This window comes from Streptomyces subrutilus, from assembly GCF_008704535.1.
Taxonomy (GTDB): Bacteria; Actinomycetota; Actinomycetes; order Streptomycetales; family Streptomycetaceae; genus Streptomyces; species Streptomyces subrutilus.
The window spans coordinates 6,580,663-6,601,344 of the sequence record NZ_CP023701.1; the positions used below are offsets into that span (position 1 = coordinate 6,580,663).

Annotated in this window: 19 protein-coding genes and 1 pseudogene; 10 read left to right on the top strand and 10 right to left on the bottom strand. The window is 72.1% G+C overall.

The window, feature by feature from the left end:
- Nucleotides 1-212: 212 nt before the first annotated feature.
- A complete protein-coding gene (locus CP968_RS29280) occupies nucleotides 213-1,169 on the bottom strand; it encodes a DUF11 domain-containing protein (RefSeq protein ID WP_150520852.1) in 957 nt (318 codons plus the stop codon).
- An 857-nt stretch (nucleotides 1,170-2,026) separates the two neighbouring features.
- Here CP968_RS29280 and CP968_RS35740 point away from each other — a divergent pair.
- The 4 genes and pseudogenes from CP968_RS35740 to CP968_RS29300 form a co-directional block, all read left to right on the top strand.
- Nucleotides 2,027-2,263: pseudogene (locus CP968_RS35740) on the top strand (C1 family peptidase); the annotation flags it as partial.
- Complete coding sequence (locus CP968_RS35745; RefSeq protein ID WP_150520853.1) at nucleotides 2,218-2,463, top strand: C1 family peptidase; 246 nt, start codon at nucleotides 2,218-2,220, stop codon at nucleotides 2,461-2,463. The pseudogene CP968_RS35740 and the gene CP968_RS35745, both read left to right, overlap by 46 nt.
- A 591-nt stretch (nucleotides 2,464-3,054) precedes the next feature.
- A complete protein-coding gene (locus tag CP968_RS29295; RefSeq protein WP_167536867.1) occupies nucleotides 3,055-3,651 on the top strand; it encodes a TetR/AcrR family transcriptional regulator in 597 nt (198 codons plus the stop codon).
- 70 nt (nucleotides 3,652-3,721) lie between these two features.
- Nucleotides 3,722-4,774, top strand: coding sequence for an SDR family oxidoreductase (locus CP968_RS29300; RefSeq protein ID WP_150520855.1), 1,053 nt, complete (start codon nucleotides 3,722-3,724; stop codon nucleotides 4,772-4,774).
- A 220-nt stretch (nucleotides 4,775-4,994) separates the two neighbouring features.
- Here the strand turns inward: CP968_RS29300 and CP968_RS34430 are convergent, their stop codons facing one another.
- From CP968_RS34430 to CP968_RS29325, 4 genes are all read right to left on the bottom strand, one after another.
- Nucleotides 4,995-5,222 (bottom strand): hypothetical protein, encoded by a 228-nt coding sequence (locus CP968_RS34430; RefSeq protein WP_189829107.1) that lies wholly within the window; start codon nucleotides 5,220-5,222, stop codon nucleotides 4,995-4,997.
- Nucleotides 5,212-6,081 carry a tyrosine-type recombinase/integrase gene (locus CP968_RS29315; RefSeq protein WP_208835994.1) on the bottom strand — a complete coding sequence of 290 codons (870 nt, stop codon included), beginning with the start codon at nucleotides 6,079-6,081 and terminating at the stop codon, nucleotides 5,212-5,214. The genes CP968_RS34430 and CP968_RS29315 overlap by 11 nt, the downstream gene beginning before the upstream one ends.
- Before the next feature lie 347 nt (nucleotides 6,082-6,428).
- Nucleotides 6,429-7,835, bottom strand: coding sequence for a tyrosine-type recombinase/integrase (locus CP968_RS29320; RefSeq protein WP_208835995.1), 1,407 nt, complete (start codon nucleotides 7,833-7,835; stop codon nucleotides 6,429-6,431).
- 131 nt (nucleotides 7,836-7,966) lie between these two features.
- Complete coding sequence (locus CP968_RS29325) at nucleotides 7,967-9,133, bottom strand: IS30 family transposase (RefSeq protein WP_208836019.1); 1,167 nt, start codon at nucleotides 9,131-9,133, stop codon at nucleotides 7,967-7,969.
- A gap of 260 nt (nucleotides 9,134-9,393) precedes the next feature.
- Between CP968_RS29325 and CP968_RS29330 the strand changes: the two genes are divergently transcribed.
- Together CP968_RS29330 and CP968_RS29335 are read left to right on the top strand one after the other, a co-directional pair.
- Entirely contained in the window at nucleotides 9,394-9,894 is a 501-nt protein-coding gene (locus CP968_RS29330) for a hypothetical protein (protein WP_150520857.1), read from the top strand.
- Nucleotides 9,891-10,928 carry an NUDIX hydrolase gene (locus CP968_RS29335; RefSeq protein WP_150520858.1) on the top strand — a complete coding sequence of 346 codons (1,038 nt, stop codon included), beginning with the start codon at nucleotides 9,891-9,893 and terminating at the stop codon, nucleotides 10,926-10,928. Before CP968_RS29330 ends, CP968_RS29335 begins: the two co-directional genes overlap by 4 nt.
- Nucleotides 10,929-10,961: 33 nt before the next feature.
- On the opposite strand, the gene CP968_RS29340 is transcribed toward CP968_RS29335, so the two are convergent.
- Together CP968_RS29340 and CP968_RS29345 are read right to left on the bottom strand one after the other, a co-directional pair.
- Nucleotides 10,962-11,651, bottom strand: a complete 690-nt coding sequence (locus tag CP968_RS29340) for an MBL fold metallo-hydrolase (RefSeq protein WP_150520859.1) — start codon at nucleotides 11,649-11,651, stop codon at nucleotides 10,962-10,964.
- A gap of 285 nt (nucleotides 11,652-11,936) precedes the next feature.
- Complete coding sequence (locus CP968_RS29345; protein ID WP_150520860.1) at nucleotides 11,937-13,301, bottom strand: dipeptidase; 1,365 nt, start codon at nucleotides 13,299-13,301, stop codon at nucleotides 11,937-11,939.
- Nucleotides 13,302-13,728: 427 nt separating this feature from the next.
- Here CP968_RS29345 and CP968_RS29350 point away from each other — a divergent pair, with 427 nt between their 5' ends.
- Complete coding sequence (locus tag CP968_RS29350; RefSeq protein ID WP_150522196.1) at nucleotides 13,729-14,928, top strand: geranylgeranyl reductase family protein; 1,200 nt, start codon at nucleotides 13,729-13,731, stop codon at nucleotides 14,926-14,928.
- A gap of 934 nt (nucleotides 14,929-15,862) precedes the next feature.
- Nucleotides 15,863-16,864 carry a spherulation-specific family 4 protein gene (locus tag CP968_RS29355; protein WP_229886892.1) on the top strand — a complete coding sequence of 334 codons (1,002 nt, stop codon included), beginning with the start codon at nucleotides 15,863-15,865 and terminating at the stop codon, nucleotides 16,862-16,864.
- 48 nt (nucleotides 16,865-16,912) lie between these two features.
- Here the strand turns inward: CP968_RS29355 and CP968_RS29360 are convergent, their stop codons facing one another.
- Nucleotides 16,913-17,164, bottom strand: a complete 252-nt coding sequence (locus tag CP968_RS29360) for a DUF6332 family protein (protein WP_150520861.1) — start codon at nucleotides 17,162-17,164, stop codon at nucleotides 16,913-16,915.
- A gap of 80 nt (nucleotides 17,165-17,244) precedes the next feature.
- Nucleotides 17,245-17,988, bottom strand: coding sequence for a maleylpyruvate isomerase family mycothiol-dependent enzyme (locus CP968_RS29365; RefSeq protein ID WP_150520862.1), 744 nt, complete (start codon nucleotides 17,986-17,988; stop codon nucleotides 17,245-17,247).
- 37 nt (nucleotides 17,989-18,025) lie between these two features.
- Here CP968_RS29365 and CP968_RS29370 point away from each other — a divergent pair, with 37 nt between their 5' ends.
- Together CP968_RS29370 and CP968_RS29375 are read left to right on the top strand one after the other, a co-directional pair.
- Nucleotides 18,026-18,679 (top strand): alpha-ketoglutarate-dependent dioxygenase AlkB family protein, encoded by a 654-nt coding sequence (locus CP968_RS29370; RefSeq protein ID WP_150520863.1) that lies wholly within the window; start codon nucleotides 18,026-18,028, stop codon nucleotides 18,677-18,679.
- A 44-nt stretch (nucleotides 18,680-18,723) separates the two neighbouring features.
- On the top strand, nucleotides 18,724-19,977 hold the full coding sequence (locus CP968_RS29375; RefSeq protein WP_150520864.1) for an ROK family protein: 1,254 nt from the start codon (nucleotides 18,724-18,726) through the stop codon (nucleotides 19,975-19,977).
- Nucleotides 19,978-20,119: 142 nt separating this feature from the next.
- Here CP968_RS29375 and CP968_RS29380 read toward each other — a convergent pair whose 3' ends face one another.
- Nucleotides 20,120-20,668, bottom strand: coding sequence for an ATP-binding protein (locus CP968_RS29380; RefSeq protein ID WP_150520865.1), 549 nt, complete (start codon nucleotides 20,666-20,668; stop codon nucleotides 20,120-20,122).
- Between the last annotated feature and the right edge of the window lie 14 nt (nucleotides 20,669-20,682).

A 20,682-nucleotide genomic window follows, 5' to 3' on the forward strand; every position in this document is an offset into this window, starting at 1 on the left:
TGGTCAAGCTGGAAACCGCCAGAGAATATGCGACACCTCAACATGCGGGTCTACCAGTCCCGAGGCCGCTGACCCCCGCGAGTTCAGGAAAACTGAAGGGCCCTCAGGAGGAACCCGAGGGTCCGTCGGCCTGCTTCCCGGGGACGGACCCTCGGGTTCGGAGCTGACTCACACTCCCGGCACACTGCCGCGAGCGTTCCTGTGCGGTGGGGTCAGCAGCGGATGAGGAGTCCGGTCAGGGCGGAGCAGGTGGTGGTGGCGGTGTCGTTGGCAGGGGTCGGGTCGGCGGGGGTGCTGGTGGTGCGGGCCGCGGTGACGGTGAGGTGGCTGCCGATGGTGAGCAGGCTGGCGTGCAGGCCCAGTGTCCGGGTGGTGCTGGCACCGGAGGCGAGCGGGCCGAGGTCGCATGTGACCGTCCTGGCGGCGCTGTCGACGGTGCAGCCCGTCGCGGAGGGCAGGGTGAATCCGGCGGGGTAGGTGAAGCGCACGGCGGCGGCCGTGGTGGCGGCCGGGCCGTGGTTGGTGACGGTGGCGGTGAAGGTCGCGTAGACCACGCCCAGTCCCTTGGGAGAGGCGTCGAGCGCGACGGAGAGGTCGGCGGCGGCCGGGGTGTTGTTGATGGTCAGCGAGCCGAGGGGGGTGACGACGGTGCCGGTGCCGAGGTTCTCCGTCAGCGAGGCGCTCAGCGGGACGGGGCCGGTGGCGGTGTCCTTGAAGGGGATGTAGACCGTGGTGGTGGTGGACGCGCCCTCGTCGAAGTACCGCCAGTCGACGTTCACCGTGCCGGCCGCGCTGTTGCCGGTGACCGCGTAGGTGTGGCCCTCGCCGCCGTCGAGGAACGTCAGGCCGTCCAGGTCGACGCTCGCCGCGGCGGACGGGGCGAACGTCAGCGTCAACGGGGCGCTTTCCTCCAGCGAGTTGGAGGTGTTGGTGTAGGCGAGGCGGAGCTCGGCGTACTCGCCGGGCGCGACGGTGCGCGGGGCGGTCACCGTGATGTGGCCGGGCTCGCCAATGGTGATCGTGTCGGCATCGGCCGCGACGGCATGCTGCGGTCCGGCGGCACCGAGCACGGCGAGGACGGTGAGGAGCAGGCCGAGCACGGTCCCGGTGCGGTGCCGTCTGGAAGGCCGCGCGGGGCGGGCAGGTGAGGCGGGTGCGGTCTGGAGCACAGCTCTCCTTGGGGCAAGGAATCCCTGCGGGGATGTACGGGGCCGCCGGTCGGCGGTCTCTGCGATGGTGAAGGCCGACCGCACGCGGGCAAGTCAATCCCTTGTATTCAGCCACCGAATTGACGTGAAGCCGCCAGCAGTCGGCGCATGGCGCACCGCCGCCCGTGCCGCCCGTCTCCCACGCCGGGCGGCCCATTACGTACGCGGTAAGGGCAGCTGTGCCCGCCATGGGCCAGGGCGAACCAAGGTCTCCACCGTCACCCCTGGAGGGGGCACCGCCTCCAGGGGTGACGGCGTCCGTGGCGGCCGGTCCTTCCCCTTTCCGGGTGAACGGATCTCACGGCGAGGCCCCCGCGGTCGGAAGCCGGGAAACGCCTCCTGCACCGCGTAGATGTGGCAACAATGTGTTGAAGATCGATTCCGTTGTGTGACCACGGTCGTAGCCGCGTACCGGATCGCCCAGCCTGAAGGAGAAGCGTGACCGAGCACCGCCCCAAAACCTTAGAAGAGCCCCGCGCACCACGTCGGCGCGCGCTGCCGCCCGCACCCTGCTCGTGGCCGGCTGCCTGGCTCTGGCCGCACCCCTGCTCACCGCCACGGCGGACGCGGCTGCCGGGCCCGACACCGCCCCTTCCGCCGCACCGTCAGTGCGTGCGGAGCCGCCCGCGGCAGTGGACTGGCGGGCCCTTCTCGCGGTCACCGCCGCCCACGATGTCGGCCAGTGCGAGGAGATCGCCAGCCAGGCGTACGCCACCGCCGCCGCTCTCGAAGGCGCCTGGGTCATCCAGAACCACCACCTCCTCAGGTCCTTCAAGCCGCTCATCACGAACACGGCGGGCGAGGACGTCTACACCAGCGTGTGCGGGGAGCCCCGGCCCCCGCTCGGCGCGGCCTTCCCCTCGGGCGCGTTCAAGGAATGGGCCACCGTCCCCTCCGGGGACGAGGAGGCCCTGCGCGCGGCCGTCGCCCGCGGCCCGGTCCGCGCAAAGGTCAACGCCAACAACGTCAGCTTCCAGCTCTACACCAGCGGCGTGTACTACGAGCCGGTGTGCTCGAACACCGATCCGGACCACTGGGTCACCATCGTCGGCTACGGCACCACCCTGGCGGGCGAGAAGTACTGTACTGGACCGTCAAGAACGACTACGGCACCACCTGGGGCGAGCTCGGCTTCATCCGGATGTCCCGCGACCAGGACAACCAATGCGGCATCGCCACCGCCGCCGAGGAACCCGTCCTCAACCCCTCCCCCTACACCGCACCCTCGCAGAACCCATGGCCCCTCTTCCCCTGACCACCTTCCACTCACCGACGACCGCCCCGGGCCCCGGCAGCAGGGGGCCCGTGGCGGCGTTCCCTGATCCGGCGATCCGCCGCCCTCACGTTCAACCAGGCCGAGGACCCGTCACACGGACTGAGAATGCTTCGGGATTCCCGAGATTGCTTCGTGGCCCGGCAGGAGACTCGAATGCCGGTAAAGCCCCTGGCCACGGGAACGGAGACTCGGCGAGGCTCAAGCGAACCCACGGGAGGTCGCACAGCAGAAGGGTGGAGGCCGGGTCCGAGCGGCGGGGGATTCGTCTGCTGCGGTCCGACCGTACGCGTGGGACTTCGGGGTTCAGCTCTGCGTCTGTGCCCGGTCCCAGGCGGCGTAGTAGGTGAGGTGGCCCTCAAGGGTGCCGGGATGGCCCGGCGTCCAGCCGAGCCCTGCTCATCTGGCATGCAGACCCTACGGTGCCGGGCGGCGGTGATCCCGCCTCTCTGACGCCCTGAACGTACGACTTGTGAACTTACTATCGAAAACGTATTGTCGAAAATGCGTTGTCGATACTTAGGTCGCGCAGGCGACCGGAGGCGAACCAGCAACATCACGACAGGGACACTGATGACCAAGCAGGCACCGGCCCCAAACCGGCGCAAGCGGCTGACGGAGGAGCGTGAGCGCGAGATTCTCGACGTCACATTCGCCCTCGTCGCCGAGGTCGGCTACGAGCAGGCGACGGTGGATGAGGTGGCACGGCGTACGAAGGCGAGCACGGCCACGCTGTACCGGCAGTGGGAGAACAAGCCCAAGCTGGTGATCACGGCGATGATGGCTCGCAAGTACGCACCCCTGCCGGACATCGACGCCGGCAGCCTGCGTGGTGACCTGGTCGCGCTGGCCCTCATGATGCCGACGCCGCACCCGCAGGGCACCCCCACTCTGGGGATCTGGCAGGCGGTCATGTCGGACCCAGCGCTGTCCCAAGCACTGCGGGACGTCCTGTTCGCCCCCTACCTCAACGCGCTGAGCAGCATCTTGGCCCGGCACGTAGAGCACGGCACCATCCGTCCCGACAACCCGGCCCTTGCGCACGCCGAGAAGTTCCTACTGGGCAGCATCTTCGTGGAGAAGCTGCTCACCGGCACCGAGGCGAATTCCGACCAGCTCATCAGGGTCATGGACGCCCTGCTGCTGCCTGCGCTGACCAGCGACAGCTGATCCCTCCCTGTCCGGCCGAAACCCCCTGGACCGGCCGGTCCGGACACTGAAAGCAAAGGAACGCCTCCCCATGAGCAGCGCTTCGACCGATACCGTCCTGGTCACCGGAGGATCCGGCTTCCTGGGTGGCCGGGTGATCGCCCAGGCCCTCACTGAGGGCTACCGGGTCCGCACCACGGTGCGCTCCCTCGGCCGCGAGGTACAGGTGCGCGAAGACCTGAAGGCCATGGGCGCGGACGCGGGTGAGCGTCTCACCTTCGTGGCGGCCGACCTCACCGCGGACGACGGGTGGGCCGGGGCGGTAGCGGGGTGCCGCTACGTCCTGCACACCGCCTCCCCCTTCCCCGGCGGCGAGCCCGACAACGAGGACGACCTGATCATCCCGGCCCGGGAAGGCACACTCCGCGTGCTGCGCGCGGCCCGCGACGCAGGCGTCGAGCGCGCCGTGGTCACGTCCTCGTTCGCCGCGGTCGGCTATGGGCGCCCCGCCAGCGAGCGGGCCTTCACCGAGGACGACTGGACCGACCCGGACAGCGACATCCCCGCCTACATCAAGTCCAAGGCCCTGGCCGAGCGGGCCGCCTGGGACTTCATCCAGCGCGAGGGAAACACTCTCCAGCTCGCCACCGTCGCCCCGGTCGGCATCTTCGGCCCCGTCGTCGGCGCCGACCACTCCTCCTCGATCAACATGATCACCGGCCTGTTCAGCGGCGCTATGCCTGGCACGCCACGGCTGTATTTTGCCGTCGTCGACGTCCGAGACGCCGCCGAACTGCACCTGAAAGCCATGACCCACCCCCAGGCCGCCGGGGAACGCTTCATCGCCGCGGCCGGCGACGCCGTCTCCATGCATCAGATCGCCCTCGCCATCCGCGACCGACTCGGCGATGCCGCCAGCACCGTCCCGGCCAGCGAGCTGCCAGACGAGACGGTACGCAAGGCCGCCGAGGCCAACTCGGCGCTGAAGGGCATGCTGCCCAACCTCGGCAAGATCCGTCATGTCAGCAACGACAAGGCCCGCACCGTGCTCGGCTGGAACCCCCGCAGCAGCAACGAAGCCGTCGAGGCCACCGCCGAAAGCCTCCTGAAGCTCGGCCTCCTGGACATCACAGATCCCCAGTAGGAGCCTGTGCTCCTACTTGATCAACACTCCCACGGCGTGGCGGCCATGGCGCTGCCACTCGCGTTGTTGGTCGGTCTGACCTCGAACATCCCGTTCGCCATCCTCATCGAGCTCGGCCAGGATTGCCTTCCCAGCCGGCCCGGGGTAACCGCGTCACACGCGGCCTCGCGATGAGCGCAGGCGGACTGTTCATGCCGCTCCTGGGCATGGCGGCAAGCCACTACGGGCCCCGAGGCGCGCTCGCGTTATTCGCCACCGTGCCCGTCCTTGCCATGCTGCTCTCGGCCTTCTTGCGCGAGCCGGACCAGGCACCGACTACCTGAGCTTCACCCGCGACACCCGTGCCCGCGTCGTCGATCTCGCGTAGGGCCTTGATCGCCTTGGCCCGGGTGTACTCGTGGCGGTTGCCTGCCGCGGCGACGAGATGACGGGAGTTGTCAGCCCGCATCGGCCGCCTCCGCTCCGCCGGGAGCCTCGTCTTCCTCCAGGGCGGTGACGATCTGGTCGAGGCTGCCGAGGGCCTGCTGGTTCATCTCGACGACGCGGAGCTGGCCGCGGGCTTCGGCCGCCGAGACGATCTGCAGGAGCTGTTGGCGCTGCTGCCGGTGCTGGGGCAGAAACTCCGGGGTTGTCACGAACATTGGGCACGTCAAGCGGGCATTGGCATGCGGACAGCTCTTCTGCACCGGCAAGCCGCAGAAGCCGTTGGGCAGGGCCTGGGTGACCCGGCCGAGACGCTGCTTGGCCCAGGACGCCTCGGCCAACGGCCCTTCGGGGTCGCGGGCGACGGTCTGGCCGGTGATGTCAACCTCGCGGGCCTGCTCCCAATGCCGACGGATCCTGGTGTCGCTCAGCCGGGCGTAATGCGCGGTCATCATGTGGGAGTCGTGGTCAAGGATCCGACGCACGACTTCCTGCGGGACGTCCCGGTTGATCAACCGTGTGCCCAGCGTGTGACGGAACTGGTGAGGGGTGACCTTCACGAGACGACCGTGTTCGTCACGGACGTCGCATGCCTTCAACCACTGGTGCATCGCCCTCCGGTAGACGTGGTCGTCCGTAGGCTCGTGCCCGTCTGCGTTCTTTAAAGATCGAGGGAGGAGCACCGGAGTGCCGTGTGGCCAGCGATCACGAAGGTGGCGCTGGTGATCTCGGATTTCGCGTTCAAGCTCTTCGTCGATGGGGACAAGCGCTTCACGTTTCATCTTGTGGTTCAGATAGCGCAGGTAGGGGGCACTATCGGCGTCGTGGACGATGCAGTCGTGCGGCAGCCGCACCGTGTCGGTGATCCGCAGGCCGCAGCGCATCAGAAATGAGCGTGACCAGCCGGTAGGCCGGAGTCTTCCACCGGTCCAGGTTCACGGGCTGCTCCAACTGCGTCATCACTGGTTCGCTCAGGGCCCGGGGCAGCCGCTCGTCGTATCGGGGAAAGTCCTCGGGGAAGAACACAGTGCTTGCGGGCAGGGCGTCGTTCCTGCGGTGCTGACGGATGGCCAGGAAGAAGAGATTGAGCTGTCCGATGAAGTTCCGGTGCACCGCTCGACCTGCGTAGTCGGCGTGCAGATGGGCCAGATACCTCTCCAACAACGGCCGATCCACATGATCAAGGCGGACGACGCGGACCGTCGGCGTTGCGAGGAACTGCGCGAAGTGACTAATGGCTCGTGTGCCGGAGGCTGCCGACTCCGCGCCGAATCCTGTGCTGAGCCGCCACCGGGCCCACCGCTTTGCCAGATCCTTCAGCCAGGGCTGTGGGATCCGGTCGAAGAGGATGTGGGCGATCTTGGCCTTGATCCCCAGCTCGCGGAGCCGCCAGACCTCCCGGTCGTACTCGATGTCCCAGACATTTCGCGGAGTGGGTTCCTCGACGCGTTGCCCTGTATGCAGCTGAAGCCCGGGGCGTTCGGACCCCGCCTTTCCCGGGTTGGCAGGCATGCGCGAGGTCTCGCTCACAGCCGCACCTCCGTGCCGTCGAACCAGCCGACGGCCTCCAGCGCCTTCCGAGCGTCCTCGGGCGGTGAGGTGTCCGTATGTCCACGGTCGTAGTGGTCAGGCTGACGTGCCCCGGCAATTTACTGACGACCTCCACCGGGGTGCCGCCTCGCAGCAGCCTGGTGGCGTAGGTGTGGCGGCACCAGTGCGGGTCAAAGGAGATGCCGGTCCTTCGACGGAGCCGTCTGACCAGGTCGTAGGCCGCCGCGTAGGTCATCGCGTGCCCGAACGTGGCGGCCCAGAGGTTGACGAAGACGTAGTCGGAGTCGAGGTAGCCGTACTCGGTGTGCATGTAGTGGGCATACAGCCGGATCAGCTCAGCGCCGACCGGGATCGTCCTTGTCCTCGCCGACTTGGTGCGGGCGCCGTTGTCGTTGAGCCGCGGCACCACCGACAACTCTCGCTCAGCGACGGCCCAGTCCTCGTGCCGCAACCCGAGGGCCTCCCCGATCCGCATGCCCGAGTCGACCAGGACGGCGAACAGCAGCCGGTCCCGAAGCCGCTCGCAAGCATCCAGGAGGGCCTGGGCCTCGGCTGCGGCAAGGATGCGCGGGAGTTTCCTGTCCGTCTTCATCGAGATAGCCCGCCGTTGCTGTGGTCGACCCTTGCTCACATGGTGCAGGAACGGCTTCCACGCGGTGCTGCGGCGCCCGGCCGGCTGCCAGGTCGTCAGCAACGCGCCCACATCGACGCCATAGCGTGCGGCGTGCTGGTAGAAGGCGCTGACCGCCGACAGTCTTCGGTTCACCGTCGCCTCGCCGCAGTGATGCTCGACCGACGGCAGCACCGCGACCGCCCCAGCCCGGGCTGTTGGCGGTAGCCGCAGCCAGGCGACGAACTCGCCGACGTCCTCCAGTCGCACCTCCCGCCAGTCCAGGCCCCGGACGCCGAGGAAGGAGAACCAGTCCTTCAGATCATGCGCATACGCCTTGACCGTGTTCGGTGACCGCTCGATATCGGTGAGATAGGCCAGGTAACGCTCGATCGGTTGGGCCGGGGCGGCGTCCTCGCCGAGCACCGTCCATGACACAAGCGGCGAGGACGGCATCACCACGCGCTGTACGAGCATCGGACCTCCGGGATATCCGCGTGATGGACAGCGGCAGATAGCCACATCCCTCAGGCGGTTCCCGGGGCTTCACCTGAGCTTGTTCAACGTCAAGGACGCCCTTCGGGCGGCTCAAGATAACGTTGGCGGGCTCAAACGGTCAACGCATCACCGCTGTTCAGGAGGCCAGCGTAGGCCTCGGCCGGCGATCGGTAACCAAGGATCTTGCGAGGGCGGTGGTTGAGTTCCTCGGCGATCCCGTCCAGGTCGGCCTGGCTGAGTTTGCGAAGGTCCGCGCCCTTGGGCAGGTACTGCCTCAAGAGCCGGTTCGTGTTCTCGTTGGTCCCGCGCTGCCAGGGGCTGCGGGGCTTGCAGAAGTAGACGGGAACGCCGGTGGCCGCCGTGAAGTCCCGGTGCTCGGCCATCTCACGGCCTCGATCCCAGGTCAGGGAACGTCTCAGCTGCTTCGGGATGCCGAGGATCGAACGGGTGAGGTGCGGTCGGACCTGCTGGGCCTTGATGCCGTCCGGGAGTGCCATCAAGGCTGTGTATCGACTTGTGCGCTCGACCAGGGTGCCGATAGCGGACGGGCGTATGCCCATGACGAGGTCGCCCTCCCAATGCCCAGCGATCACCCGGTCCTCGATCTCGACGGGGCGGGCACTGATCGGCACCATGTCGCGGATGATTCCGCGCCCGGACGGCTTCCGAGCGCCCTTGGGCCGGCGGATAGGGCGGCCCGTCCGAAGGCGCTGGGTCAAGGCGCGATCGATGGCTGCCCGGCGTCGTGGGTCGAACAGCGCCAGATAGATCGCCTCGTGCGAGACCTGCATGGCCACATCGCCTGGGAACCGACGCCGCAGCCATCCGGATACCTGCTCAGGCGACCAGTGCAGCCGGAGCTTCTCCTCGACGATGGCTCTCAGCGCCGGCAGCTGGGAAAGTTTGGCCACCTTCGGACGCCGCGCTCGCTGGTATGCCTCCATATCCGCAGGAGCCGCGCGGTAGCGCTCCCGGCCGCCGTTGCGGGCGATCTCCCGGGAGACCGTCGATGCCGCCCGGCCGAGGCGCCTCGCCATCTGACGAGCGGAGTCACCGACGGCGAGACCGCGGGATATCTCCTCTCGGTCAGCAGGCGTCAGGTGACGGCCGGCCCGCCTCTGCGGAGTAGTACGAACTCCGCCTGACTGGGCGAGGAAAGCACGGATGCGGTGCATCGGAGACCCCAGGGCCCGCCCCATCGAGTTGAACGATTCGCCCTCACGCCACCGGCGCCAGATCTCGTCCTGCTGGACTGCCGAAAACCCGTAGTCACGCACGTGCACCTCCATGACGACATGATCATCTACGAGGTGGTGCATCGACCGTTTGAGCCCGCCATCGTTTGACGACAGCACTGAATGCGGCAGCCGGACCAGGTGGGCCGAGCCGACATAATGACGCACTGTCAAAACTGCTGACACCAACGCCGGTTTTCCGGTCTGTTCCTACTCGGACCCCGTACTGGCCGGCCTCCGAGCCGGATGCCGAACTGGGCGTGGAGGCCCTCCAGCGGTACGAGTCCCTCCACGCTCTCCGGATGCAGTACCAGACCTGTCGGGCCGACAAGAGAGCAGTGCTGGCTGCGCCGAAGTACGACAGATGGAGGACGATCGTCATCCCGCCGTACCTGCACGAGACGCACCAGGCCCTCCTGGCATCGAACGACCAGCCGTGGATGTTCCTGTCGATCCAGGGCAAGCCGCTGTTGAGCACGAACTTCGATCACACCTGCTGGTTCCCGATCCGGGACGGTGCCGAGGAGCGCGCGTCCGGGCCTCGCTACGAGCGGTGGGCTCGGCCGGCGCTGCCGGCCGTCGAGGAGCGGATGGGCCATGAGCTGTCGGGAGTGGAGGGCACCTACAGCGAGGTAACACTCGCGATGGAGGAGCGGATAGTTGGGTACCTCAAGAGAGTGTGGGAGGAGGAAGTGGTGGGGGCCGCGCTGTGGACGCCGACATTTCCCATACCTCTCCCAGACAGTCCCGCGAATCCGGCTCCGTCGCTGTTCAGCGGCCTTCCCACCCTGGAGTACGAGTGATTGTCTGGATCAACGGTGCGTTCGGCGCCGGAAAGACCAGCACGGCCCGCGAACTGACCGCCATCCTGCCGGACAGCACCCTGTTCGACCCGGAGTTCATCGGTGACGCCCTGCGCGTGCTGCTGCCGCGCAAGCGGCTGGACGAGGTCACCGACTACCAGGACCTGCCCAGTTGGCGGCGGCTGGTCGTGGACACCGCGGCGGCGATGCTCGCCGAGCTGGGCGGGGTGCTCGTCGTCCCGATGACCCTGCTCAGGCAGGACTACCGGGACGAGATCTTCGGCGGGCTCGCGGCCCGCCGGATTCCGGTGCGGCACGTGCTGCTCGCTCCTGCGGAAACGATCCTGCGGGAGCGGATCGCCACGCGCGGGGAACCAGGTGCGCCGTCCGCCACCGACCAGCGGGTCCGGCAGTGGGCGTACGACCACGTCCCCGCCTACCGGCAGGCCCTCGGCTGGCTCACCGCCGACGCCCACGTCCTCGACAACGGCCCGCTGGGCGTACGGGAGGCCGCCGAACGCATCGCCGGCGCCCTGCGCACCGACGCCGCCCCGGTGTGCGACATCGTGCAGACCCCGGAACCCACGCGGGAGACGGTGGCCGCCGGGGTGCTGCTCTTCGACGACCGGGACCGGGTGCTGCTGGTCGACCCGACGTACAAGGCGGGCTGGGAGTTCCCCGGCGGGGTCGTCGAGGCGGGCGAGGCGCCGGCCCGCGCGGGCGTACGCGAGGTCGCCGAGGAACTCGGCCTGGAACTCGACCGGATGCCGGGGCTGCTGGTGGTGGACTGGGAGTCCCCGCAGCCGCCCGGCTACGGCGGGCTGCGGCTGCTGTTCGACGGCGGCCCCCTGCCGGACGGCGCCGCGGCCCGGCTCCGGCTGCCGGGGCCGGAGCTGCGGGCCTGGCGGTTCGTCACGGAGGAGGAGGCGGGCGGTCTGCTCCCGCAGCACCGCTACGAACGGCTGCGCTGGGCCCTGCGGGCGCGGGAGCGCGGCCGGCCGCTGTACCTGGAGGCGGGGGTGCCGGTCGGCTGACGCCGGGCGTACGGGGCCGCCGCCGGGTCGGGGTCAGACCGCGGCGGCGGCCGCGGCCAAGGCGGCCGCCGTCCCCTCCGTCAGCGGGTCGCCGTGGCCGAAGCAGGCCGTGGCGGGAGCGAGCGCGGCCAGCCGGCGGAAGGACGCGACGGCACGGGCCCGGTCCACGTTGAAGACGCCCAGGATCGGCGGACCGACGGCGGCGACGCAGTCGCCCGTGAACAGCACTCCGTGGCGCGGGAGATGGACGCCGATGCTGCCGTCCGTGTGGCCCGGGGCGTGCACGACGTACGCCCCGTCCCCGAAGCCGAGCGCGTCGCCGTCCTCCACCTCCCCGTCGACCGGGGTGGGCGGGGCCTCGGGGACGGTCAGGCCGTGCGCGTACAGGGGGAGTTCCCAGTCCAGGAGCACGGGCTCGGGCACGGGCCGCTCGCCCCGGATCACCGGCGCGTCCAGCCGGTGCGCCAGCACCCGGGCGCCCCAGCGGGCGGAGAGCTCCCCGGCCGCGCCGACGTGGTCACGATGACAGTGGGTCAGCGCGATCCGCTCCAGCCGCGCGGGCGTGCGGCCCAGGGAGCGGATGGCCGACTCGATCTCGGGGGCCGACGTCGCCTGGCCGGCGTCGACGAGGGTGAGGGCGTCGCCGTCCTGCCAGAGGTAGGCCTGGCCGATCGGGAAGCGGAGCATGTGGAGCCGGTCCGGGAGCACTTCGACGAGGTCCATGACCCGAACCTACGGACCCGGCGGCCCGCGAGGCGCCGGTCTTCGCCGGCAGCGGAGTACGCCACGGGCGTAGGGCGCCCGAAGGGCCGCCCGGGCCGGGGCCGGGGCCGGAGCCGGGAACGCGGGGCCTGACGGCCCCGGCCGCCGGCCGCTGACCGGCAGGCTGTCCGCGCACGCCCGCCGCCGCCGGTTCCGCGCTCACGGGTCACGGGTCACGGCCCAGGCCCCCGGCGCGTCGGCGATGCGCGTGCGCCGGGGGCCTGGGCCAGGGGCGTGGGCCGGGTGTCAGGCCTGCTTGGACGCGGCGTAGTTGACCAGGAAGAGGGCCTCCGCCACCGACAGTCGCTCCAGCTCCTCCGGCGACACGCTCTCGTTCACCGCGTGGATCTGCGCCTCGGGCTCGCTCAGGCCGATGAGCAGCATCTCCGCCTCCGGGTACAGCGACGTCAGCGTGTTGCACAGCGGGATCGAACCGCCCATGCCGCTGATCTGCATCTCCTGGCCGGGGTAGGCCGCGGCCAGGGCCGCCGCCATCGAGGCGTACGCCGGGCTCGTGGTGTCGGCCTGGAACGGCTGGCCCTGGCCGACCACCTCCAGCTCCAGCCGGGCCTGCCACGGGGTGTGCGCCACGATGTGCGCCTCCAGCAGCTTGATCGCCTCGGTGGTGTCCACGCCCGGCGGCACGCGCAGGCTGATCAGCGCGCCCGCGCTCGCGTGCACGGACGGCGTCGCGCCGACCACCGGCGGGCAGTCGATGCCGAGCACGGTGACCGCGGGGCGCGCCCACAGCCGGTCCGCGACGCTGCCCTCGCCGATGAGGCCGACCCCGTCCAGCACCCGGGCGTCGGCCCGGAAGTCCTCCTCGGGGTACTGCAGGCCCTCCCACACGGCGTCCGAGGCCAGCCCGTCCACCGTGGTCGAACCGTCCGCCGCGCGCAGCGAGTCGAGCACCCGGATCAGAGCGGCCAGCGCGTCGGGAGCGACACCGCCGAACATGCCGGAGTGCAGGTTGCCGCCCAGCGTGTCGATCTTCACCTTCAGCAGGGTCATCCCGCGCAGCGTCGCCGTCACCGTGGGCAGCCCCAGACGGAAGTTGCCCGCGTCACCGATGACGATGGTGTCGGCGGTCAGCAGCTCGGGGTGGGCCTGCGCGTACTGCTGGAGGCCGCCGGTGCCCTGCTCCTCCGAGCCCTCGACGATCACCTTCACGGACACCGGCACCCCGCCGCCGGCCTTCAGGGCGCGCAGCGCCAGCAGGTGCATGATGAACCCGCCCTTGCAGTCGGCCGCGCCACGCCCGTACCAGCGGCCGTCGCGCTCGGTCAGCTCGAAGGCCGGGGAGATCCAGGCGGCGTCGTCCAGCGGCGGCTGCACGTCGTAGTGCGCGTAGAGCAGGACCGTCGGGGCGCCCTCGGGACCGGGGAGGAAGCCGTACACCGACTGGGTGCCGTCGGGGGTGTCGAGCAGCGCCACGTCCCGGAACCCCTCGACGCGCAGCGCGTCGGCCACCCAGTTGGCGGCGGCCTCGCTCTCGCTCTTGGGGAACTGCGCCCAGTCCGCCACCGACTGGAAGGCCACCAGCTCGGTCAGCTCCTGCTTGGCGCGGGGCATCAGCGAGGCGATGGTCTCGGCGATCGGATTCTGGGACATGGGCACGCTCCTCTTGGGTGCGACGTTGTGCTCGGTGTACGCCGCCCGCATCCGCGGGGTGCGCGTATGCCGGGTACGGCGGAAGACAGTCCCGATCCTCGCACAGCAGGGCGAGGCCGAGTCGCGCCGTAGGATTTCCCCGGCATCGGAGCAACCGGGTGATCAGGAGCAGCAGCACATCGTGAGCAGCGACGACGACGTACGCGACGCAGGCCCAGAGGCGAGCGCCAGCGCAGGCGCGGACGAACGCGCGGACGAACGCGCGGGCGGGGGCGCGGGCGAGGGCGACGGCGCGCCCGAGGACACGGGCGCGGACACCGCGGGCACACCGGACGCGGACGCCGCGGACCCGGGCGCGGAGCAGGGGGAGCGGACCGAGCGGGGAGCGGGCGACACAGCGGCCGGCGACGCCGGCGGGACCGCGGAGGTGTGGGACGTGGTCGTGGTCGGCGCGGGCCCGGCCGGGTCCTCGGCCGCGTACGCGGCGGCGACGGCCGGGCGGCGCGTCCTGCTGCTGGAGAAGGCCGAACTGCCCCGCTACAAGACGTGCGGCGGCGGCATCATCGGGCCCTCGCGCGACGCCCTGCCGCCGGGCTTCGTCCTGCCCCTCCAGGACCGCATCCACGCGGTCACCTTCTCGATGAACGGGAAGCTGGCCCGGACCAGGCGTGCGAAGCAGATGCTCTTCGGCCTGGTCAACCGGCCGGAGTTCGACGCCGGACTCGTGGCGGAGGCGGAGAAGGCCGGTGCGACCGTCCGTACGGGCACCGCCGTGACCCGCGTCGAACAGCACGGGACGGCCGTGCCCGACCGGCGCACCGTCGCCGTGGTGCTCGCGGACGGGGAGACCGTCCTGGCGCGCGCGGTCGTCGGGGCGGACGGCAGCGCGAGCCGGATCGGTGCGCACGTCGGCGTCGAGATGGCCCAGGTGGACCTCGGTCTGGAGGCGGAGATCCCGGTCCCGCAGACGGTCGCCGACGACTGGAAGGGCCGGGTCCTCATCGACTGGGGTCCGCTGCCCGGCAGTTACGGGTGGGTCTTCCCCAAGGGCGACACGCTCACCGTCGGTGTCATCTCGGCGAAGGGCGAGGGGGCGGCGACCAAGCGGTACCTGGACGACTTCATCGCCCGGCTCGGGTTGGCCGGCTTCGAACCGGCCGTCTCCTCCGGGCACCTGACCCGCTGCCGGACCCCCGAGTCGCCGCTGTCGCGCGGCCGGGTGCTGGTGGCGGGCGACGCGGCGGGGCTGCTGGAGCCGTGGACGCGCGAGGGCATCTCCTTCGCCCTGCGGTCCGGGCGGCTGGCGGGGGAGTGGGCGGTCAAGATCTCCGAGGCGCAGGACGCCGTGGACGCGCGCCGCCAGGCCCTCAACTACGCCTTCGCGGTGAAGGCCGGTCTGGGCGTGGAGATGGGCATCGGTCGCCGGATGCTGACCCTCTTCGAGTCGAGGCCGGGTCTGCTGCACGCGGCGATCACCGGGCTGCGGCCGGCGTGGCGGGCGTTCGCCCGGATCACGCGGGGCTCGACGAACCTGACCGACCTCGTACGGACCTCGCCGGTGGCCCGCAAGGCGCTGCACGTGCTGGACGCCCGACAGTCGGCGGCCCGCGACCGCGACGCCTCGTAGACCCGCCCGGCCGCCCTGCCGCCCGGCCGGGAGGGAGGGCGCCGGCGCGGGAGCCGCTGTCGCAACCCTCTCCAGAGGGTTGCGACAGCGGCTCCCGCGCGTCCGCGTCCGTGTGTGGTCCGCCGGGGCCACCGCGGTCATCGGCTGAACGCCGGGCCGGCGGCTCGTACGCCCCGGGTGGTCCTCCGGGAGCGGCCGTGGTCCGACACCGGGTACGGGGTACCCCCGTACGTGTGCGGATCGACCGTGATCCGCCGCATCCGGCCGGGCGTACGGCGCGGACGGAGCGTTCGGCCGTCCCGTCGGCGCCGCCGCCGAAGAGGCCGACGTCCGCGCTCTCGCCGCCGGCGCCCCGCCCCGCGCCCGCCGGGCCGCGGTCTGCTGGGCCGTACGGGCCCGGGCCCGGCGCACCCGCACGGGTACGCGCTCATCCACGGTTCCCCGTGCCCGGTTACCGCGCCCCGCAGGACACCGTCGGCCCCGCCTCCCGGGTCGCCGCGCCCTCATCGGCATCGTCCCGCCGCCCACCGGGGCCGCGGTCTCGCCGTCCCGCCCCTGCCGGCCGCGCTCCGCCCCGAAGCCGAGCGGATGGCGGACGACCTCGCCGCGGGGCTGCCCCCCGCCGTCACCGCCGCGACGCTCGTCGCCGCCCGGGCGAAGGTGGTCGGGCCTGGTCCCCGCCGAGCTGTTCGGCCGGTTCGACCGCGTCGTCGAGGACCGCGCCGCCTTCTTCGCGCACGCCGCCCAGCGACCGGCCCACGGGGTGGGGCTGCCGGCCGTATGAGCGGGCTGCGCGGTCCGTTCACATGACAAGGCGACCGTTCGCTTGTCTGTTCGTCGGACCAATGCGCGCGGTTCGGCCGTGGGCGAAGAGCCGCCCGTCTAGTGTTCCTCGGGTCGCCCCACAGCCCCCGCCGCCGCCGGAGGAACCGTCATGCCCCGCGCCGTGAAGGCCCTCTGCGCCGTGCTGGTCACCCTCCTGCTCGCCGCGCCGGCCCCCGCGGACACGGCGTCGGCGCGGGGCTCCGACCCGGGGCGCCGGACGGAGCCGATGACGGCGGAGGGGGGAGGGGCGCCCGCGCCCGCCGTGCCGCCCGCGCCGGCGCCCACGGAGCCGCCCCGCCCCCGCGGCCCCGGCGTGCGGGGCCTGGAGATCGCGGTTCCGGCGTACGTCTGGGCGAACGACGCCATGCTGACCGACCTCACCGCCACCGCCCCCGCCCCCTCCGTGGTGGTCCTCAACCCGGGCAACGGCGACGCCCCGTTCGACGCCCGCTGGCGGTCCCGCGCCGACGCGCTGCGCGGTGCGACCACCGCCACCGGCGAGAAGACCAAGGTGCTCGGGTACGTGCACACCGACCACGGCAACCGCGACCTCGCCGCCGTCAAGGCCTCGGTGGACAACTACCTGAAGACGCCCGACGGCCGCCTCCACGTCGACGGCATCTTCTTCGACGTCGTCAGCCGCGAGTGCGGTCCGGACAACGCCACCCGCGACCACTACGCGGAACTGCGCCGCTACGTCGAGGACTCCATGCAGGCCGTCGACCCGGCCGCCCCCGACCTCGTCGTCGACAACCCCGGTACGGCCATCGCCGACTGCTACCTGGAGCCGGGCCACCGCACCGCGGACGTGTTCGTGACCTTCGAGGACACCTACGCCGCCTACACGGGCGCCGGCTGGCTCGGCGGCAACGTCTTCGACCCTCTCACCGGCTACCGCGCCGGCACCGAACTCGACCCGACCGGTACGGCCTTCTGGCACCTGGTCCACGGCGTTCCGGACGCCGCGGCCATGCGGGCCGCCCTCCGCACGGCCTTCGAACGCGGCGCGGGCTACGCGTACGCGACGTCCGCGACCATGCCCAACCCGTGGAACACGGGACCGGCATGGGAGCACCGCGCCCAGACCGGGTACGCCGCCACTCTCGGCTGAGGCGCGGGCCGCAGGCCGTCCCGACCCCGCCGGGAGTGTCCCGCGTCCCTACAGGCCGTCGTTCTCCGGGCGCCGCGCGAAGCGCCACAGGACGTGTGCGATCCGCAGGACGAAGACGGCCGCCGCCACGATCCCGCCCGCCACCGTCAGGGCCCGGTGCGCGGCGGGCGGCAGGGAGAACGCCGGCGCGGCGCCGTACACCGCCACGAACGACAGGCCGGCCGCCAGGCAGGCGCTGACGAAGGCGTAGCCGATCTCGACCGTGATCGCGTCCCGGTCCGCCTGCGTCCGTCGCCCCATGCGGCCAGTGTCACAGCGCGCACGCACCGTCACAAGAACGCCCGCCCCGCGTGCCCGGATCCCGTCCGCCCCGCCCGCGCTCAGATCGCGGCCGTCTCGTTCCACAGCCGGGCCAGCGCCGGGTCACCGCTCACCCCGAGGCCGGTGAGCGGCAGCCGGTTCCACAGCGCCGCGTACAGCCAGGCCGCCCCGCCCGTCACCTCGCAGTCGACCCGCTCGTCCGTGGCGCCGCGCACGGTGCGGGCCGGCTCGCGCGACAGCCGTACGGTCCACACCGCACCCGTGTCGGCGGCCCGTAGCCGCAGCACCCGCGGCTCCCGCGTCCGCACCCGGCTGCGCGGCCCCGCGTGGAAAACGGTCAGCAGCTCGTCCACCCCGTCCTCGGCGAACTCCGGCGCCACCTCGGCGAAGGCCGTGCCCAGGGCCGTTTCCGCGTCCATCCGGTGCACGGCGGTCTCGTGGGCCTGGCGCCGCGCCCAGAAGGCCAGCGGCGAGGGCGGGGCCGTCGGGAGGAACGTCCAGCACCGCCCGTCGACCGGCGCCTGCGCCAGTGTCCGGACCAGGGCCTCGTGCCCTTCCCGGAACCAGCCGGACAGCTCCGCCCCCGTCAGCTCCGGCGCCGCCGGGAACGGCGGCCGCTCCCCGAGCCCCTCCCGGACGACGCCGGCCGCCCAGCGGTGCACCGACCCGGTGTGCCGCAGCAGGTCGGCGATCCGCCAGCCGGGACAGCCGGGCACGGCCGCGTCCGTACCGGCCCGCTCCGCGCTGTCGGCCAGGAGCCGGCCCTCTCGCTCCAGGGTCTCCACGTACGTGCTGATCTCCATGCGGGCGAGTCTTCCAGGACCCGGCGACAATGGGGGCATGGACGGCGAACTCTTCCCGCGCGAGCGGACCTTGATCGCCCCCGGAGCCGTGCACCTGCCGGACTGGCTGGAGCCCGCGCGCCAGCGCGAGCTGCTGGACGCGGCCCGCGTCTGGGCCCGCCCGCCGGCCGGCCTGCGCACCGTCCGCACGCCCGGAGGCGGGACGATGACCGCCCGGCAGGTGTGCCTGGGGCTGCACTGGTACCCGTACGCGTACGCCCGTACGGCCGTGGACGGCGACGGGGCGCCGGTCAAGCCGATGCCGAGCCGGCTGGCCGAGCTGGGACGGGAGGCGGTGGCCGCCGCGTACGGAGCGCCCCTCGCGGACGGCGTGGAGTACGACATCGCCCTGGTCAACTTCTACGGCGGGGACTCCCGCATGGGCATGCACCGCGACGCCGAGGAGCGCTCCGGGGCGCCGGTGGTCTCCCTGAGCCTCGGGGACGCCTGCGTCTTCCGGTTCGGGAACACCGCGAACCGCGGTCGTCCGTACCGCGACGTCGAGCTGCGCAGCGGTGATCTGTTCGTTTTCGGCGAGGCGAGCCGACTGGCCTACCACGGGGTGCCGAAGGTCCTGCCGGGCACGGGCCCGCAAGGGCTCGGGCTCACCGGGCGGCTCAACATCACGCTGCGGGTGGGCGGCCTGCCGTGATCACCGGGCGTCCGGCACCCTCCGATCATGCGAGGATCGCTGTCATGAACGGCAACGGGGCCCCGCCGCGGGTGGGGGACGTGACCACGGTGTCCACGCGGACCAGGCTGGAGCGGGGCCGCGGCGCGCTCGGCCCCGCGCTGGAGCTCGTCCACACCGGCCGCGCACCGACCCGGGCCGTGCTGACCGCCGAGCTCGGAGTCACCCGGGCCACCGCCGGAGCCGTCGCCGCAGAGCTGGAGGCGCTCGGACTGATCCGCGTCGACTCACGCCCCGGCGGCGCGGGCGGGACCCAGGGCCGCCCCTCGCACCGGCTGTCCGTGGCCGAGGACGGGCCGGTGGCGCTGGCCGCGCAGGTCCACCCCGACGGCTTCCGGGCCGCCCTGGTCGGCCTCGGCGGGCGGATCGTGGCCACCGCACCGGGCAAGGTCACCGTCTCCGCCGACCCGGCCCAGGTGCTCCGCGCCGTGGTGGAGGCCGGAGCGGAGCTGCTCGCGCAGACCGGCCGCCGGTGCGTGGGCGCGGGGCTCGCGGTCCCCTCGGCGGTGGCCGAGCCGGAGGGCACCGCCCTCAACCCCCTGCACCTGGCCTGGCCGGCCGGATCTCCCGTACGGGACGTCTTCGCGCAGTGCGTGAAGGCCGCCGGGATCGACGGCCCGGCCCTGACCGGCAACGACGTCAACCTCGCGGCGCTGGCCGAGCACCGCCACGGCGCCGGCCGCAGCGCCCAGCACCTGCTGTGCGTCGCCACCGGGCACCGCGGGGTCGGCGGGGCGCTGGTGCTGGACGGCCGCCTGCACAGCGGGAGTTCGGGCCTTGCCCTGGAGGTGGGCCACCTGACCGTGAACCCGGAGGGACGGGCCTGCCACTGCGGCGGCCGCGGCTGCCTGGACGTCGAGGCGGACCCGCTGGCCTTCCTCACCGCGGCGGGCCGCACCCCGGGACCCGAGGTGTCGCTCCTCGCGCAGGCCCGCGACCTGCTGCGCGGGGAGTACGCGGAGCCGGCGGTACGGGCGGCGGCCGAGGAGCTCATCGACCGGCTCGGGCTGGGCCTGGCGGGGCTGGTGAACATCCTGAACCCGGACCGCATCATCCTGGGCGGACTCCACCGCGAACTGCTGCACGCCGACCCCGAGCGGCTGCGCGCGGTCGTCGCGGACCGCAGCCTGTGGGGGCGCAGCGGCGGCGTGCCGATCCTGCCGTGCACCCTCGACCACAACAGCCTGGTGGGCGCGGCGGAGCTGGCCTGGCAGCCGGTCCTGGACGACCCCCTCGGCGCCCTGGGCGCGGCGGCCTAGAACGGCCGGCCGATGGCTGCCGCGGTGGTCCGCGCCCGTCAGTCGCCGTTCCATCCCCGCCCCTGGCCCGGCGGTCCCCGGCCGGGGACAGCGGATCGGTGTCGCGGCCGGGGGAGCGGATCGGGCGTCGGGCCCGGTGGCGTCAGACGGGCCCGGTGCCGGCCGAGGCCGCCATCGGCAGAGGCGCCGCGACGGCTCCCGGGTCCATGGCGACGAGCGCCGCCCGGGCCGCGTCCCGTACCGGTTCGGCGGCGATCCGCACCGGTCGCGCGGGCACCGCCGGGCCGGGGGCCGCCCGCAGGGAGAACCACACCGCCTTGCCCCGGCCGTCCGCCTGCTCGCGCACGCCCCAGGCCTCGCTGAGCGCCGCCACCAGCGCCAGGCCGCGCCCGCCGGTCTCCAGGGCCTCCGCCCGGGCCTCCCGGAGCACCGGGAGCCGCGGATCACCGTCGATCACCGACACGGTCAGGCGCCCCAGGCGGAGCTCGATCTCGACCGTGCAGGTCTTGTGGGGCTGCGCGTGGCGGTGGACGTTGCTGAGCAGTTCCGTCACGCCGAGCGCGGCCCGGTCGATGAGCGGATCGAGCTGCCAGTGGCGCAACTGTGCAGAAACGATTCTGCGGATCTGGCCGATCCGGCACGGCAAGGCCTGCAGTTCGACGACGCAGTGCCTGCGGGAATGACTGATCACGGCTGCGACTCCCC

Coding starts and splice junctions, on each gene's coding strand:
- CP968_RS29295 (WP_167536867.1), top strand. CDS start 3,055: ATGACCAAGCAGGCACCGGCCCCAAACCGGCGCAAGCGGCTGACGGAG.
- CP968_RS29300 (WP_150520855.1), top strand. CDS start 3,722: ATGAGCAGCGCTTCGACCGATACCGTCCTGGTCACCGGAGGATCCGGC.
- CP968_RS34430 (WP_189829107.1), bottom strand. CDS start 5,222: ATGCGGGCTGACAACTCCCGTCATCTCGTCGCCGCGGCAGGCAACCGC.
- CP968_RS29315 (WP_208835994.1), bottom strand. CDS start 6,081: ATGCGCTGCGGCCTGCGGATCACCGACACGGTGCGGCTGCCGCACGAC.
- CP968_RS29320 (WP_208835995.1), bottom strand. CDS start 7,835: ATGCTCGTACAGCGCGTGGTGATGCCGTCCTCGCCGCTTGTGTCATGG.
- CP968_RS29330 (WP_150520857.1), top strand. CDS start 9,394: ATGCAGTACCAGACCTGTCGGGCCGACAAGAGAGCAGTGCTGGCTGCG.
- CP968_RS29340 (WP_150520859.1), bottom strand. CDS start 11,651: ATGGACCTCGTCGAAGTGCTCCCGGACCGGCTCCACATGCTCCGCTTC.
- CP968_RS29345 (WP_150520860.1), bottom strand. CDS start 13,301: ATGTCCCAGAATCCGATCGCCGAGACCATCGCCTCGCTGATGCCCCGC.
- CP968_RS29355 (WP_229886892.1), top strand. CDS start 15,863: ATGCCCCGCGCCGTGAAGGCCCTCTGCGCCGTGCTGGTCACCCTCCTG.
- CP968_RS29360 (WP_150520861.1), bottom strand. CDS start 17,164: ATGGGGCGACGGACGCAGGCGGACCGGGACGCGATCACGGTCGAGATC.
- CP968_RS29365 (WP_150520862.1), bottom strand. CDS start 17,988: ATGGAGATCAGCACGTACGTGGAGACCCTGGAGCGAGAGGGCCGGCTC.
- CP968_RS29370 (WP_150520863.1), top strand. CDS start 18,026: ATGGACGGCGAACTCTTCCCGCGCGAGCGGACCTTGATCGCCCCCGGA.
- CP968_RS29375 (WP_150520864.1), top strand. CDS start 18,724: ATGAACGGCAACGGGGCCCCGCCGCGGGTGGGGGACGTGACCACGGTG.